Source organism: Ekhidna sp., from assembly GCF_965212185.1.
Classification (GTDB): domain Bacteria; phylum Bacteroidota; class Bacteroidia; order Cytophagales; family Cyclobacteriaceae; genus Ekhidna.
In genome coordinates this window covers 3,835,957-3,851,025 of the sequence record NZ_OZ243102.1, presented here as the reverse complement: position 1 = coordinate 3,851,025, position 15,069 = coordinate 3,835,957, and the positions used below count along the sequence as shown (strand labels likewise).

The following is a 15,069-nucleotide window of genomic DNA, read 5'->3' as shown; positions in this document are numbered from 1 at the left end:
ACCTTTGCCAGATCTTGTAAAATGGCAAATCAGGGGAAAAGTACATTCAGTTCATTACTTATGAAATTTCTGGTGTGGAGGATTCGACACATCGGAGATAATAACTTCCTGTTAATAACTGCCGGGCTCATTGGTATATTTTCAGGTCTGGCAGCTGTGATTCTTAAAAGTGCAGTTCATCTGATCATTCATTACCTCGAACTAAACCTTGACCTTTTTAGCTTTAACTACTTCTACCTTGGGTATCCCTTAATTGGTATTGTGTTGACAGTAATTGTCTCTAAATATCTATTCAAGGAAAATCTAGGACACGGCATCACGCAGATTCTCTATTCCATTTCTAAGAACTCTAGCATTTTACGGCGAACCAGGATGTATTCACGAATGGTAACCAGCGCTATAACTGTAGGTTTTGGTGGCTCAGTTGGTCTTGAGGCGCCCATAGTAGTAACTGGCTCTGCAATAGGTTCTAACCTCGCCAGGCTTTTTCATTTTGGATACAAAAACAGAACGATTTTGTTGGGTTGTGGTGCCGCAGGAGCTATCTCTGCCATTTTTAATTCTCCTGTGACTGGGGTGATTTTTGCAATGGAAGTAATTCTGGTTGAAGTGAAAATCAACAAGTTCATTCCACTTTTAATTGCTTCGGTTTGTGGCCAACTGGTGGCACTTGTGCTATTAGGAGAGGACATTCTATTCACGTTTAAGCTAACGGACATTTTCATAGCTAGCGAAACTGCGTACTATCTATTGTTTGGTGCTGTATGCGGAATGATATCACTCTATTTCACACGTATCATGTACTTTTTTGAAGGGAGAATTAAGAAACTGAAAAATGATTTTGGGCGTGCGGTGGTAGGTGGAATTTCTCTAGCCCTAATCATCCTTACTTTTCCCCCAATCTATGGTGAAGGATATGATACCATTAAGAGCTTACTTCAAGGTCAATCTGCTGAAGTGTTTTATCATAGCTTCTTTTATCAATTATCAGAGAATAAAGCTTCTTTAATCATATTTTTATTCCTTATCCTGCTTGTCAAACCAATAGCTACTGCTTTGACTATCGGAGCGGGAGGAAGCGGGGGAATCTTCGCCCCTTCATTATTTATGGGAGGCCTATCCGGATTTATTTTTAGCTCTACATCAAATTCAATTTTGGGCACCTCTCTAAGTACGAGCAACTTTACCTTAGTTGGAATGTGTGGGGTAATGAGTGGTGTATTGCATGCACCATTAACAGCTATATTTCTTATTGCCGAAATCACAAGTGGTTATATGCTTTTCGTTCCATTGATGTTAGTATCTGCAATTTCATTCAGTACCATCTCCTATTTTGAGAAGCATAGTATTTACACCAAAAGACTCATTGAAACTGGAGATCTCATTCAATACGATAAAGATCAAATTGTGCTGAGTCTAATTGACTTAAAGAAAATCATCGAAAAAGATTTATTAACGATCAGGCCAGAGGCAACACTGGATGATCTGGTAAAGCTTGTTATGAAAAGTAAGCGAAATATTTTCCCGGTTGTAGATGAAAACAAATCCCTCCAAGGTATTGTCACGCTTGATGACATTAGAGAAATGATGTTTGACGATGTATCAAGGCAAAATGTGCTAATAAAGACCATAATGCAAAAACCACCTGCTAGTGTATCTACTCAAGAAAAAATGCAATCAGTAATGAATAAGTTCGAGGTGACACAGGCATGGAATTTACCAGTTATTGACAATGGGAAATATATTGGCTTTATTTCTAAGTCCCGGATTTTTAATGCATATAGAAAAAAGCTCATCCGCCAAACTGCAGAATAATTATCATTTGATAAACCTCTGGTATTCAGCGCATTAAATACAGATTGTTCGAGTTATCAACAAAATCAAATAAGTGGATATTTATTTTAAATGACTGATAATCAAGTCATTAATTCACGACCCATCAAAAATGTGGATAACTTGACTCATTTGTGGATAAATAACGATGATAATATTTGGAGGCAATATTTTGAAGATTTCATTGCTGAGTTATATTATGCTTATCAAACTTTGAATCTCACAATTGTTCCCTCACGGTAAATCGATCAAGATAAGTGTAGAATTATTTTGAAGCCTGTTTTTCTATTATGTAGAATTTGGTAATCTTGGTTTTGTACAAATTAGAGATTTGAAGATTTTTATGAAAAACTTGTTTAAGCTATTTTCGTATTTGATATGATGAAAAAGATATTCTTTGCACTGTTCATTATACTTTCAGTGCATTTATCTGCACAAGAGGTAGAGGTAGTTAAATTTGCGGATCTCCAAAAAAAGATACTTTATACCGAAGCACCCTTGACAGTTTTTAATTTTTGGGCTACATGGTGTGCTCCATGTATCAAAGAATTACCTCACTTTGAAGAATTAGATAACAGTGAAAATGTGAAAGTATACTTGGTAAGTATAGATTTCCAAAGCGAACTTGATAGGGTTAAAAAATTTGTTGCTAAGAAAAATTTGAAAACTGAGGTACTTTTTTTGGATGAGAAAGATCCGGATAGCTACATGGGAAAGGTAAGCAATGAATGGTCTGGCGCTATACCTGCAACGTTGTTTGTGACAGATTTAGGTAAAACGTATTTCCATGAAAGTGCGTTTACTAAGGAAGAATTAGAAAAAGCAGTAAAAAAATATTTGAATTAAGTAAATGTCTAAAACCATGAAAAGAACATTCATCCTAATTGTAGGCATGCTGGCTGTAGTCGCTGTATTATTTATGAATGCCTCAAAACCTCTTGCAGGTTATGGAGTTGGTGATTATGCGAAAGATTTCAAATTGCCAAATGTAGATGGCAAAATGATATCTATGGCCGATTATACTGACGCCAAAGGTTTTATTGTAGTTTTTACATGCAATACATGCCCCTATGCAAAAGCATATGAATCTCGTATTTTAGAATTGGATAAAAAATATGCTGACAAGGGATTTCCTGTTATTGCAATTAATCCAAACGATATTACGCAGCAGCCAGGAGATTCTATGGATGAAATGAAGAAAAGAGCCAACAATAAAGGCTACACTTTTCCTTATGTAAGGGATGATAGTCAGGAGGTGACGAAAGCTTTCGGGGCTACTAAAACACCGCATGTCTATGTGCTTAACAAGGAGGCTGAGGGAAAATACAAGGTTGAATTTATTGGAGCAATAGATAATAGCCCTAATGATCCTTCTGATGTTTCTGAAACCTATGTAGAGGACGCAATCAATGCTGTTTTATCAGGTAGCAAGCCGAGCGTTACTCAAAAGAGGGCAATTGGGTGCACAATTAAGTGGAAGAGTTAAAGAAATATAAGGTCAAAAAAGAAGCCCCATTTACTACTGGAAATGGGGCTTTTTAATGCTATAGAAATTTTTAATGACTAATGTGCAATTACTTTTTCTTTGTGTTTTTTAAGTTGCCTTCTCAAGGCTTCTACAGCTGCATCAGTGCCTGCTTCAAATGAGCGAGACTTTTCTTTAGAAAAGAACTGGTTTTTAGGCCCATTCAGTTTTATCTCTACTATTTTATTCTCTTTGGAATCATCATTCTCAACTCTAAGAAAGACCTCCCCATCTATTATACGGTCATAAAAAGTCTCCAACTTATCAACTTTCTTCTGAATAAAATCGAGCAGCTTACCGTCTGCGTCGAAATGAATGGAATGCATCTGTAACTTCATATCTGTCACGTTTAAAAGGTTATACATTAAGCTTTAGGATGAGCCTGATCAAAGGCCGCCTTAAGCTTCTCTATTGAATTATGGGTATAAACCTGAGTAGCAGCTAGGCTGGTGTGACCCAGCAAATCTTTAACTGCATTCAGATCGGCCCCTTTGTTTAATAAGTGAGTCGCAAAAGTGTGTCGCATGACATGCGGACTCCTTTTGCTTAAAGTAGTTACCGCATTAAGGTATGATTTGACCTTGCGATAAATGTACATTGGGTATAATGCTGCTCCTGTATTTGTCGCTAATAATTTATCCCCTGTCATTCCCTGTTCTTTCTTTAGATTTTGATAGTTACCTATCAATTGTATTAACGAATTCCCTACAGGGATGATGCGTTCTTTATTCCTTTTTCCTAATACTCTTATGGTATTTTCATAAAAATTAACATCAGCTTCTTTTAAACCTTGCAGTTCGGCCAATCGGATACCCGTAGAATATAAGAGTTCTAAGATCAATTTATCTCGTACTCCGGAGAAATCATCTGAAAACTCAACTTGATCAAGAAGGTTGATAATCTCATCTTCTTTAACAAAAACAGGGAGATCTTTCTTGGTTTTTAAAGGCTTGATTTGGGAAGCAGGATTTATATCCAAATATTCCCTTGCCATCAAGAATTTATAAAAGGATTTCAGTGTGGCAATTTTTCTGTTTACAGATTTAGGTGAAAGACCCGAATCCATTAACGAAACGACCCAACCTCTGATATGAGTATGTGTTACATCACATATATCAGAAATTTCGAAATCAGTGTTTAAGTATTCGACAAACTGCTGAAGATCTTTCCTGTAAGCCTCAATGGTGTGATGGCTATAACGTTTTTCAAAGGAAAGATATTTAAGGAAGGTTTCGACCATAAGCAGTATACATCCCGAAGACTCGGGATGTATACTAACTTATTAAAATCTTGGGTGAAGAAGAAGAAGAAAGTATTATTTATTTTCCTCGTCTCTTATTTGCTGGATATACTTAGCTTTAATGAACTCCTCTCTTCTTGCCACTGAAGGCTTTTTGAAGTGAGTTCTTGATCTTAGCTCTCGAAGTACTCCAGTCTTCTCGAATTTCTTCTTGAATCTTTTTAGCGCTCTGTCTATTGACTCGTTCTCTTTAACGTTGATTATTAACATTTCAGAATTTTTAATGGGCCGCAAATATAGTAGCTATTTTATAGCATTACAATTATTGGTTCATTAAGGTTCGAGAAATTACTACCTTTTGTATTTCAGAAGTACCTTCTCCGATAGTGCATAATTTTGCATCTCGATAGTATTTTTCAGCAGGATAGTCTTTTGTATATCCGTATCCCCCAAAAATTTGAACTCCATCATTTGCTACCTCAACAGAAATTTCAGATGCATACAGTTTGGCCATTGCTGACTCTCTATTTACATTCTTTCCTTGATTTTTTAGTTCAGCAGCCTGATATGTAAGCAGTTTAGCGGCTTCAACTTTCACAGCCATGTCAGCTAATTTGAATGAAATTCCCTGAAATTTGGATATTGACTTACCGAATTGCTCCCTTTCTTGAGAATAAGCTATCGCAGCTTCCAAAGCTCCTTCTGCAATCCCACAACTCAGCGCTGCGATCGAAATTCTGCCACCGTCAAGCACCTTCAACGCCTGCACAAACCCATCACCTACTTCACCAATTAGATTTTCTGTTGGGATTCTACAGTCTTCAAAAATCATTTCAGATGTTTCTGAAGCACGCATTCCAAGCTTGTTCTCTTTTCTCCCTTGTTTGAAACCTGGATTGGTTCGTTCTACAATAAATGCACTTGCATTTCTCGAATGTCCTGGCTCACCTGTTCTAGCGATTACCACAGCAACTTCACCGGAATTCCCATGCGTGATGAAATTTTTAGCTCCATTAATCACCCATTCATCTCCTTCTTTTTCAGCAACTGTTTTCATATTTCCCGCATCAGAACCAGTATTTGGTTCTGTGAGACCCCATGCTCCGATCCATTCACCGGTTGCTAGCTTTGGCAGGTATTTTTTCTTCTGCTCTTCACTACCGTGCTGAAGAATATGGCCGGTACATAAAGAATTGTGAGCTGCCATCGATAATCCGATTGAACCATCGACCTTAGAGAGTTCGATAATTGCTGTCACATATTCATGGTAGCTAAATCCTGCTCCACCATATTCTTGAGGAACCAAAACACCCAATAAACCCAGTTCACCCATATGGTGGAACGTTTGTTTTGGAAATTCCTGAGATTCGTCCCATTTCATTTTGTGAGGTTCAATTTCTTTCGCACAGAAATCTCGCACCATTTGTGCGATCATTTCTTTATTCTCTTCTATCTCTTTGGGTGATTGTAATGCTGCTGTAGACATATTTAAAACGTTGCTTTATCTGGGAACGCAAAATTACACATCTTGTTCGTCTAAAAATAGGATATGTTAATTGTACGTAATTATTCCCTTATTACTTTTGCGGCCCGTTACGAAATAAAAAAATATGAAAATTGCTGTAGTAGGTACTGGATATGTTGGATTGGTTACAGGAACATGTTTCGCTGAAACCGGTAACCATGTAACATGTATAGATATAGATAAGGCAAAAGTTGATAAACTTAACAACAAGCAGATCACTATTTATGAGCCTGGATTAGAAACGCTATTTGAAAGAAATATAAGACAAGGCAGACTTGAGTTCACAACCAGCCTTGAGGAGGGAATAAAAGGTGCTAAAATAATTTTTCTGGCTCTTCCAACTCCTCCTGGAGAAGATGGCTCTGCCGATCTTCAATATGTACTAAGAGTGGCAGAGGACTTAGGGCCAATGCTTGAAGACTTTACTGTTATCGTTGATAAAAGTACTGTTCCTGTTGGAACGGCAGAAAAAGTAACAGCAAAAGTTCAGGAAGGCGCTAAAGTAGACTTTGAGGTGGTTTCCAATCCTGAATTTTTGAGAGAAGGTGTCGCAGTTGATGACTTTATGAAACCGGACAGGGTGGTAATCGGAGCAGAATCTGAAAAATCCATCAAGTTAATGGAGCAATTATATGCTCCATTCGTAAGGCAAGGAAATCCAATCATCTTCATGGATGTAAGATCTGCTGAGTTAACAAAATATGCTGCAAACTCATTCCTGGCAACTAAAATCACATTCATGAATGAGATCGCAAATCTGTGTGAACTCATGGGAGCGGATGTTGACAAAGTGAGGAAAGGAATTGGTACAGATACTAGAATTGGAAACAGATTTTTATTTGCAGGAATCGGATATGGAGGAAGCTGCTTTCCGAAAGATGTGCAAGCATTAGCAAAATCATCAACCGAGGTTGATTATGATTTCAAGATCTTGAATTCTGTAATGTCTGTGAATCAAAATCAAAAGCAAAAATTAATTGATCCGCTGAAAAAATACTTCGGAGGTGATCTTTCCGGAAAAACAATCGCAGTGTGGGGATTAGCATTCAAACCATACACGGATGATATTAGAGAGGCTCCAGCTTTAGAAAATATTAAAACTCTTTTGAGTTTAGGAGCAAAGGTTAAGGCTTACGATCCTGAAGCAATGGATAATGTAAAAAATATTTTTGGTGATGATATTTACTTCGCTAATGATCAATATGATGCAATTGATGATGCCGATGCTTTAATCATCATGACCGAATGGCCGATTTTCAGAACTCCTGAGTTTGAAAAGATTAAAAGTACACTTAAAAATCAAGTGATATTTGATGGTCGAAATCTGTATGATCTAAGTCAAATGAAAGAGCTTGGTTTTGAATACCACAGTATTGGTAGAAGAATCGTAAAATAGAAATACATCTTAAAATTTTAAAAATGCCCAATCCTAGCATAGCGATTGGGCATTTTTTTTGGATTTATTTCTGCTCATTTAATGCCCAATTGTAGTCTTTCCAATCAATATTAGCACCCTTATTCAGCTTAGTCGGAGCATATTGATTGATATATTCTATGAGCGTTCCATTATTGTTAAAATCACCACCATACCAATTGAAAATCTTTGAAAGGGTTGCTTGATTTGAGTTTTTGATTTGATTCTTAGATGGTGTCTCCAAAAACTCTTTGGCGGCCTTTGTTAATTGCTCATCCAATTTTTCTGGTAAGAATGCCCTATTCTGAAGTTTTGGGCAGGAAACTGCTGCACATACAAGCGCAAAATGGATTCTAGGCTCATCAAATTCTTTTCTGATTATTCCATGCTCAATGTTATTCAAATCATATTCCTCATCACCAATGTTGATAAATTTTATATCCCATGGTGTATTAACAAAAGGAATTTTTATAGTAGCTCCAATATCTTTTATGCTACTCACTGGGTAATGTTCTAAAATAAGCTCCAATGTAAATGCATTGTAAGCATTTATCCAGTAAGCCAACTTTTGATCTCTGGTCCAGCTTTTCTGTGGAGGATTGGACTCAAGCATATCTAAATATGATTTGAACTTTGGTCTATCTTTTTTAAGCCCTTTATAATCCACCATTCCTTCTTCATCAACATACTTTTGAAGCAAATCATCAAATGAAGCATGTGAAACATTGTCTTGAGCATGTAAACTCTGCCCAAAAATTACAGACAGAAAAAAAACTATGATTCTAAGCATATCGATTAATTATCCAATTGATTAAGATCAAAAACGTACTCTTGGCTGCTTTGATTCGCGTTAATGCAAATTAGCTGATAATACCACTACAAGATGTACGCCAAAAGACAATTATTTGGATTTAATCACACGAAAAAAGAGTTGGCAATTGAGATGATTATTGGGATTTTTTTGCATCCAAGAGAGTAGCCAACTCTTTGCCATACTCTATAAACTCAAGCGTTTCATCGGTCCGAGCCAGTTTAATTTTATTAAAAATGAGAAGTGCTTCACCATTGCTTTCTAAATGATAAATATGATGGTTTTCAAAAAAGCGAATCATTTCATCTGTAAAAAATGACCGAATCTCAGATTCACTGTTCCCCATAAGAAGGAATTTCTTAGAAAAATCAGGATATATCTCAAAATCAATGTCTTTATACCCTGTGAAAGCCATTACACGGTCAAATATTCTTTCAAATACTCCTTCTTTTTCTAAGGTGAAAATGGGTATTTGATTATTTAATTTTAAGACCATAAGCGTTGCGTTGAATGTCTCAGCTGTAAAAGCCTGGCCCTCATTGAAAGTTACATCGGTAATTTCCCAAGACACATTCAGTTCTTTATATACTCCTTTGAGGGAATTGGACTTTCTTTCTATCGGTCTAATTTCAAAAAAGTGGAATTCCTTTAAATAGGTGGTATTCCAATCTACTTGACTTGTGTATTGATAATCGTTCCTAGTCGCTAAATTTCGTAACCGTTTTTGTCTGTGCGATAATTTTGCAGAACTGGTTAGGCTAATTTTCAAAGCTCTATTATATGAAGATGATGAAACATGCGAATCCAATCCTGTAATGAAGACTTTACCTCCAGTATCCCTTTGCATCTTTAAGAATTCCACCAGATAGTCCATATAAGTCATGCCCACTAATCTGGTTTCTGATAAATCAATATTGACGTCTGCCCCGGAAGGAATTTGAGCTACCAATTTGTCGATCTTTAAGATTCCTAAAAAATTCCCAATGCCTCTAATTTTTAAATCGAAACCTCCATCTGGTCGCTTTATCAATTTTGTGCGTGAACGATAAATCATATTAAAAAATTCAGGAATGGACATTCTCGCCAGTAACATGTGGGAAATCAATGCCAATAATAATCCACCAAGCAACCCAATTAATAAATTAGTATACAGTGTCAAAATCATCGTTCCAACGAAGAAGATTAATTGCTCTGTTCCTTGATCATAAGCTTGTTTGAAGACTGCAGGTGATGCTAGTTTAAATCCGGTATAAACGAGTAAAATAGCAAAAGCACATAATGGTACTTGAGTCATTATTGGACTCAATACGACAATAAAGATTAGCAACAACAGTCCTTGATACAAATTAGACCACTTTGTTTTCGCACCATTATGGATATTGACAGTACTTCGAATAATCACAGCAATGATTGGCAAACCTCCAATTAAACCAGCTGCCACTGTACTCAATCCAATTCCTGTTAAATCTTTATTCAAATCCGTTTTTCGCTTGTAAGGGTCAATTTTGTCGACTGCTTTTGCGATGGCCAAGGATTCAATACTTGTGATAATCAAAATAGAAAAAACGGTTGTCCAGAATTCAAGCGTATCAATTTTGGCGAAATTCGGATGCATGATTGAATCCGCAATAGAATCAGGAATGTCCAATAAAAGATGAGGTCCGACCTCATACGTTTTTCCAAATAATGAAAGGTTTTGCTCCTCAAAGAAATTGAAGGCATATGCAAATGGAATGGAGAGGGCTATGACCCACATTGGAGCAGGCAAAAAATGAAAAAATCGGTTACTAATTTTGGAATGAAACAATAAGAGAAGTAAGCCCACCAACGAAATAATCAATACAAAAGGATTGGCTTGAGGTAAGAGTACAACCGCATCGATGAGGTTTTGTATAATACTCGGGCTATCAGATTGTGTGCCCATTGCCACGTGAATCTGTTTTGCAAATATGATAATCCCAATTGCTGCCAAAATGCCATGAATGACAGAAGAATGGAAGATCTCCGCTAATCGGCCCAATTTCAATAATCCCAACACAGCTTGCAAGGCACCTGAAACTACCACTGCCGCCAATATATAATTAAAGGCCTGGCCTGATCCATCGTCCATCAATGCTATACCTAATAGAATAACACCAATGACTCCCTTTGCTGGTCCGTTTACTGACACATGGCCACCCCGATAAAAGGTTGTCACCAAACCACCAACCACCGCTGAAATGATACCTGCCATGGCAGGCGCTCCTGCGGCCAAAGCAATACCCAATGAAAGGGGTAATGCAATCAGTGCCACACTAACAGCTGCGATTAAATCACTCTGCCAATTTTCAATTAATCCTTGAATACCTCTTTTGGGTACAGCTTCCATTTACTCAACTTAAGACGATTTGTAAAACAGTATCCTGATCATGAAAGTAGTGAATATTCGTAATAATTAGGAAAGAGCGTGAAGAACAATTAAAAAATCAGTAGAATGAAACGGTCTTAGACCTATGAATGGATATTGATAAAGGGATACCCTGACAGTTATGGGGCTCTATTGAAAATAAGTCAGAACTCCTGTTCAAATTTGACAAATAGCAAAAAAACTAAGACCACAAAAGCAAAAGAAAGGTCGTAAACATATCTTTGCGGCCTATGAGCAATACACCAGACGGAGGATCATTAAAAAATATCGTTTCTCATTGTAAAGAGTACGGATTTATTTATCCATCGAGTGACATTTATGATGGCCTGGGTGCCACATATGACTATGGTCCAAATGGATCTGAATTGAAAAATAATATCAAGGAATATTGGTGGCAGGCGATGGTCAGAATGCATGAAAACATAGTCGGAATTGATGCGGCGATTTTTATGCACCCCACCACCTGGAAAGCCTCAGGTCATGTAGATGCCTTTAATGATCCTTTAATAGACAATAAAGATTCGAAGAAAAGATATCGTGCGGATGTTCTTGTTGAAGAATATATAGGCAAAATTGAAGGTAAGATTGCAAAAGAAGTTTCCAAAGCTGCAAAGCGATTTGGTGATGCTTTTGATAAAGATCAATTCGAATCTACGAACCCAAGGGTCGTTGGTTATAAAGAAAAAATTCAGTCGATTGAAGAGCGTTTAGGGAAAGCTTTAGAATCAGGTGATCTGGCAGATGTAAAGGCTTTAATTGAAGAACTAGAGATAGCTGACCCTGTTTCTGGTTCTAAAAATTGGACGGATGTACGTCAATTCAACCTAATGTTCTCAACTGAAATGGGATCATTGGCGGATGGTGCAGATAAAATTTACCTACGTCCTGAAACTGCACAGGGAATATTTGTTAATTATCTAAATGTTCAAAAAACGGCTCGAATGAAGCCTCCTTTTGGGATAGCTCAGATTGGTAAGGCATTCAGAAATGAGATCATTGCTCGTCAGTTTATTTTTAGAATGCGTGAGTTTGAGCAAATGGAGATGCAATTCTTTGTAAAACCAGGTGAAGAAATGAAGTGGTATGAGCATTGGAAAGAAAAGCGAATAAACTGGCACAAAGCATTGGGTCTCGGTGATGAAAATTATCGATTCCATGACCACATCAATTTGGCACACTATGCCAATGCAGCTACTGATGTTGAGTTTAACTTTCCTATGGGATTCAAAGAACTTGAGGGGATTCATTCCAGAACTGACTTTGATCTAAAAGCGCACGAAGAACACTCTGGTAAAAAACTCCAATTCTTTGATCAAAACACAAATGAAAGTTACGTGCCATACGTGGTAGAAACTTCCATCGGACTTGACAGAATGTTCTTGGCGATCATGTCTGCTGCATATACGGAAGAAAAATTAGAAGACGGAAGCGAACGAACAGTACTAAAAATACCACGAGCCCTTGCTCCTAATAAAGTAGCAATTCTACCATTAGTTAATAAAGATGGACTACCTGAAAAGGCAGAAGAAATCCTCAATGAGGTAAGGTTCGATTTTTCGTTTCAGTATGATACAAAAGATGCAATCGGAAGAAGATACCGAAGACAAGATGCCATTGGTACTCCGTATTGTGTCACAATAGATCATCAAACACTGGAAGATAATACAGTGACAATTCGAGAAAGGGATACGATGAGTCAGGAGCGAGTATCTGTGGCAGAGTTGATAGAAAAACTACATGATAAAGTGGATCTAAAACATCTACTTAAAAAGATCTAAAGTTGGAGTTATTCCTTTTATTATTAATTCCATTAATCGCTCGGTTTGTCAATCGCTATCAGAAAACCGGTAGTGTTTTTCCAGCTTTTTATCTAAGCACAAAACACAAAGAATTTTTAAAGTCAAACTTTGAATTCTATCAAAAACTACCCCCGAAATCGAAAAAGATTTTTGAACGAAGGGTGGCGTTATTTATTAGCTCAAAAAAATTCATTCCCCGAAACATGGATCATGTGACCTGGGAAATGAAGGTATTAATTTCTGCTTCTGCCATTCAATTAACGTTTGGTTTTCCAAGAGTTAACCTCAGCTGGTTTCGTTACATATTGGTTTACCCTGAGTCATTCTATAGCCGTACCAATCAGCAACGTCACAAGGGAGAAGTAAACCCCAAAGCAAAGACGATTGTGCTTTCATGGAAGGACTTTGTGGAAGGATACTTAAAACCGGATGGAAGAAATCTCGGTCTCCATGAAATGGCCCATGCATTGAGACTCGAAAACCGAATCATGAATGAGGAATATAATTTCTTAGATCATGAGGTTTTAGCTGAGTGGGAATCAAGAGCACTAAATACGATGAAAGAAATCAAAAATGGAGTCGAAGAGTTTTTCAGAAAGTATGGTGCCACCAATAATGAAGAGTTTTTTGCTGTAGCAGTAGAAAATTTCTTTGAACGTCCAACAGAATTCAAAGCAAGACATCCACTGACTTACCAGACAATGTGTCGCCTTCTTCGACAAGATCCTGTATTATTAGAAAAGAACTAATTTTTCACAATGAACTGGCTTCAACTTCTTTCTCATAAGCGACCCGGTGAAACGGATTTAGTCAAGCATGATCAAACCAGAAGTCGGTTTGAGCAGGATTTTGATCGGATCATTTTTTCTCATCCTTTTCGCAAGCTTCAGGATAAAACACAGGTTTTCCCACTCCCGGAAGATGATTTTGTCCATACACGCTTGACTCATAGCCTGGAGGTCTCAGTGGTTGGCAGATCACTGGCAAAGAATGCTGGTAATCATCTGTTGGAAAAATACCCTGAGATCAAAAATGAAGGATACACAACACATGATTTTGGTGGAATTGTGGGTGCAGCTTGTCTGGCTCATGACCTGGGTAACCCTCCTTTTGGTCACTCCGGAGAGGATAGCATTTCATCATTTTTTCTAACCAATGAAGCAGGCTTATTTTTCAAGGATAAGGTCTCAGAATCAGAGTGGGAAGATTTGATCACCTTTGAAGGGAATGCTCAGGGATTACGAATTTTAAACGGCAAAGGAAATGGTGGTTTGAAGCTCACATTTGCAACTCTCGGTGCATTCACAAAGTATCCACTCAGCTCATCATCTGAAAAAGATAAAAGCCGAAAAAGTCAGAATAAGTTTGGCTACTATCAATGCAATGCCGCATTGTTTAGTGAGATGGCCAATGAAATGGGCTTGATATCGCTTGGGAAGAATAAATGGTGCAGACATCCTCTTGCTTTTTTAGTTGAGGCTGCAGATGATATCTGCTACCACATCATTGACCTGGAAGATGGGTGCAGACTTGGCCTTGTTCCATTTGAGACTGTTAAAGAGTTATTGGCTGAAATAATCGGGGATTCCTACTCAGAAGAGAAAGTTCAAAAAATACCATCACAGCATGAAAGACTTGGAACACTTCGAGCGATGGCGATCGGACAATTAATTAAAGAATGCTCAGAAGCATTTATTAATCATGAAGAAGCCATGCTGGATGGTTCTTTCGACGATGACCTTACTAGCTTGATCCCATCTGCACCAGCAATGAAGAAAATCATTGATCTTTCAATTGAAAAAATTTATCGTTCCAAGCTCGTACTAGAAAAAGAAGCGGGTGGATATGAAGTCATTGATAACCTGATAGAGTCGTTCGCCACGGCTGTTTATACTAAGAATTTTGATCAGCCTCTTCCAAAACATAAATCCATTTTAAGATTATTGCCGGAAGAATACGAGGTGCAATTAAAGTTTGTCAGTTCTGTTTATGATGCACTCCAAATTGTGATTGATTTCATCAGTGGGCTTACAGATTCACATGCCGTACGATTGTATAAGACAATCAAAGGTTATCGATTGCCTGTTTAGTCATCAAGAGACTTTCCATCGCTATCTAATATCTCCCAAAATAGCATGTAGCTAGCAGTGCTGTCTCTCTCAAGTAATGTCATAGTTGTTGAATATTTGCCGGGAGTGTCATCAACCTTGAACTTAAAAACGCCCAGCTTGTCATTTAGACTGACAAAATCATAGTCCCAAACTTCAATTTCATTCCACCCCTCATTAACATCTAAAACCATATTCACTTCTTCCACATCGCCGGTATCTACTCGGTGATATCGCTCACCTTCAGGCCAGATTTTATGATCGTTCATCTTCAGATACATTTCGTCCTTGTCGATTTCATCTGGAGTAGTACATTGGACTGATTTTATTAAGATTTTGGGCATGGCTGACATTTTTAGTCTAATAAAAATACGCATTCTAATAACAAAAAAGGCGACCTCCCTTTG

Annotated in this window: 14 protein-coding genes; 7 read left to right on the top strand and 7 right to left on the bottom strand. The window is 37.5% G+C overall.

All coding sequences use genetic code 11. From position 1 onward, the window contains the following. Window positions 1-60 precede the first annotated feature (60 nt). From ACOMC3_RS16835 to ACOMC3_RS16825, 3 genes are all read left to right on the top strand, one after another. Complete coding sequence (locus tag ACOMC3_RS16835) at window positions 61-1,815, top strand: chloride channel protein (protein WP_420317051.1); 1,755 nt, start codon at window positions 61-63, stop codon at window positions 1,813-1,815. 396 nt (window positions 1,816-2,211) lie between these two features. After that, window positions 2,212-2,679 (top strand): TlpA family protein disulfide reductase, encoded by a 468-nt coding sequence (locus tag ACOMC3_RS16830; RefSeq protein ID WP_420317050.1) that lies wholly within the window; start codon window positions 2,212-2,214, stop codon window positions 2,677-2,679. Window positions 2,680-2,695: 16 nt separating this feature from the next. Continuing rightward, window positions 2,696-3,319 (top strand): thioredoxin family protein, encoded by a 624-nt coding sequence (locus ACOMC3_RS16825; protein WP_420317049.1) that lies wholly within the window; start codon window positions 2,696-2,698, stop codon window positions 3,317-3,319. 77 nt (window positions 3,320-3,396) lie between these two features. On the opposite strand, the gene hpf is transcribed toward ACOMC3_RS16825, so the two are convergent. The 4 genes from hpf to ACOMC3_RS16805 form a co-directional block, all read right to left on the bottom strand. Then, window positions 3,397-3,696, bottom strand: a complete 300-nt coding sequence (hpf, locus tag ACOMC3_RS16820; RefSeq protein WP_420317048.1) for a ribosome hibernation-promoting factor, HPF/YfiA family — start codon at window positions 3,694-3,696, stop codon at window positions 3,397-3,399. Between the two features lie 26 nt (window positions 3,697-3,722). Then, complete coding sequence (xerA, locus tag ACOMC3_RS16815; protein ID WP_420317047.1) at window positions 3,723-4,598, bottom strand: site-specific tyrosine recombinase/integron integrase; 876 nt, start codon at window positions 4,596-4,598, stop codon at window positions 3,723-3,725. A 75-nt stretch (window positions 4,599-4,673) separates the two neighbouring features. Further along, a complete protein-coding gene (gene rpsU / locus ACOMC3_RS16810; protein ID WP_420317046.1) occupies window positions 4,674-4,868 on the bottom strand; it encodes a 30S ribosomal protein S21 in 195 nt (64 codons plus the stop codon). Between the two features lie 52 nt (window positions 4,869-4,920). Beyond that, complete coding sequence (locus tag ACOMC3_RS16805; RefSeq protein WP_420317045.1) at window positions 4,921-6,084, bottom strand: acyl-CoA dehydrogenase family protein; 1,164 nt, start codon at window positions 6,082-6,084, stop codon at window positions 4,921-4,923. Window positions 6,085-6,208: 124 nt separating this feature from the next. Between ACOMC3_RS16805 and ACOMC3_RS16800 the strand changes: the two genes are divergently transcribed. Beyond that, window positions 6,209-7,519 (top strand): UDP-glucose dehydrogenase family protein, encoded by a 1,311-nt coding sequence (locus ACOMC3_RS16800; protein WP_420317044.1) that lies wholly within the window; start codon window positions 6,209-6,211, stop codon window positions 7,517-7,519. A 64-nt stretch (window positions 7,520-7,583) separates the two neighbouring features. On the opposite strand, the gene ACOMC3_RS16795 is transcribed toward ACOMC3_RS16800, so the two are convergent. Continuing rightward, a complete protein-coding gene (locus tag ACOMC3_RS16795) occupies window positions 7,584-8,327 on the bottom strand; it encodes a DUF547 domain-containing protein (RefSeq protein WP_420317043.1) in 744 nt (247 codons plus the stop codon). Window positions 8,328-8,484: 157 nt separating this feature from the next. Further along, on the bottom strand, window positions 8,485-10,716 hold the full coding sequence (locus ACOMC3_RS16790) for a SulP family inorganic anion transporter (protein WP_420317042.1): 2,232 nt from the start codon (window positions 10,714-10,716) through the stop codon (window positions 8,485-8,487). Between the two features lie 260 nt (window positions 10,717-10,976). On the opposite strand from ACOMC3_RS16790, the gene ACOMC3_RS16785 reads away from it, so the two are divergent. The 3 genes from ACOMC3_RS16785 to ACOMC3_RS16775 are packed head-to-tail and all read left to right on the top strand — an operon-like array spanning window position 10,977 to window position 14,644. Further along, window positions 10,977-12,533 (top strand): glycine--tRNA ligase, encoded by a 1,557-nt coding sequence (locus ACOMC3_RS16785; protein ID WP_420317041.1) that lies wholly within the window; start codon window positions 10,977-10,979, stop codon window positions 12,531-12,533. Window positions 12,534-12,535: 2 nt separating this feature from the next. After that, window positions 12,536-13,303, top strand: coding sequence for a zinc-dependent peptidase (locus ACOMC3_RS16780; protein ID WP_420317040.1), 768 nt, complete (start codon window positions 12,536-12,538; stop codon window positions 13,301-13,303). Between the two features lie 9 nt (window positions 13,304-13,312). Beyond that, window positions 13,313-14,644 carry a deoxyguanosinetriphosphate triphosphohydrolase gene (locus ACOMC3_RS16775; protein ID WP_420317039.1) on the top strand — a complete coding sequence of 444 codons (1,332 nt, stop codon included), beginning with the start codon at window positions 13,313-13,315 and terminating at the stop codon, window positions 14,642-14,644. Here the strand turns inward: ACOMC3_RS16775 and ACOMC3_RS16770 are convergent. Continuing rightward, window positions 14,641-15,006 carry a hypothetical protein gene (locus ACOMC3_RS16770; RefSeq protein ID WP_420317038.1) on the bottom strand — a complete coding sequence of 122 codons (366 nt, stop codon included), beginning with the start codon at window positions 15,004-15,006 and terminating at the stop codon, window positions 14,641-14,643. The genes ACOMC3_RS16775 and ACOMC3_RS16770 overlap by 4 nt on opposite strands. Window positions 15,007-15,069: the final 63 nt, after the last annotated feature.

Coding starts and splice junctions, on each gene's coding strand:
- ACOMC3_RS16790 (WP_420317042.1), bottom strand. CDS start 10,716: ATGGAAGCTGTACCCAAAAGAGGTATTCAAGGATTAATTGAAAATTGG.
- xerA (WP_420317047.1), bottom strand. CDS start 4,598: ATGGTCGAAACCTTCCTTAAATATCTTTCCTTTGAAAAACGTTATAGC.
- ACOMC3_RS16805 (WP_420317045.1), bottom strand. CDS start 6,084: ATGTCTACAGCAGCATTACAATCACCCAAAGAGATAGAAGAGAATAAA.
- ACOMC3_RS16800 (WP_420317044.1), top strand. CDS start 6,209: ATGAAAATTGCTGTAGTAGGTACTGGATATGTTGGATTGGTTACAGGA.
- ACOMC3_RS16835 (WP_420317051.1), top strand. CDS start 61: ATGAAATTTCTGGTGTGGAGGATTCGACACATCGGAGATAATAACTTC.
- rpsU (WP_420317046.1), bottom strand. CDS start 4,868: ATGTTAATAATCAACGTTAAAGAGAACGAGTCAATAGACAGAGCGCTA.
- ACOMC3_RS16770 (WP_420317038.1), bottom strand. CDS start 15,006: ATGCCCAAAATCTTAATAAAATCAGTCCAATGTACTACTCCAGATGAA.
- hpf (WP_420317048.1), bottom strand. CDS start 3,696: ATGAAGTTACAGATGCATTCCATTCATTTCGACGCAGACGGTAAGCTG.
- ACOMC3_RS16775 (WP_420317039.1), top strand. CDS start 13,313: ATGAACTGGCTTCAACTTCTTTCTCATAAGCGACCCGGTGAAACGGAT.
- ACOMC3_RS16795 (WP_420317043.1), bottom strand. CDS start 8,327: ATGCTTAGAATCATAGTTTTTTTTCTGTCTGTAATTTTTGGGCAGAGT.
- ACOMC3_RS16825 (WP_420317049.1), top strand. CDS start 2,696: ATGAAAAGAACATTCATCCTAATTGTAGGCATGCTGGCTGTAGTCGCT.
- ACOMC3_RS16830 (WP_420317050.1), top strand. CDS start 2,212: ATGATGAAAAAGATATTCTTTGCACTGTTCATTATACTTTCAGTGCAT.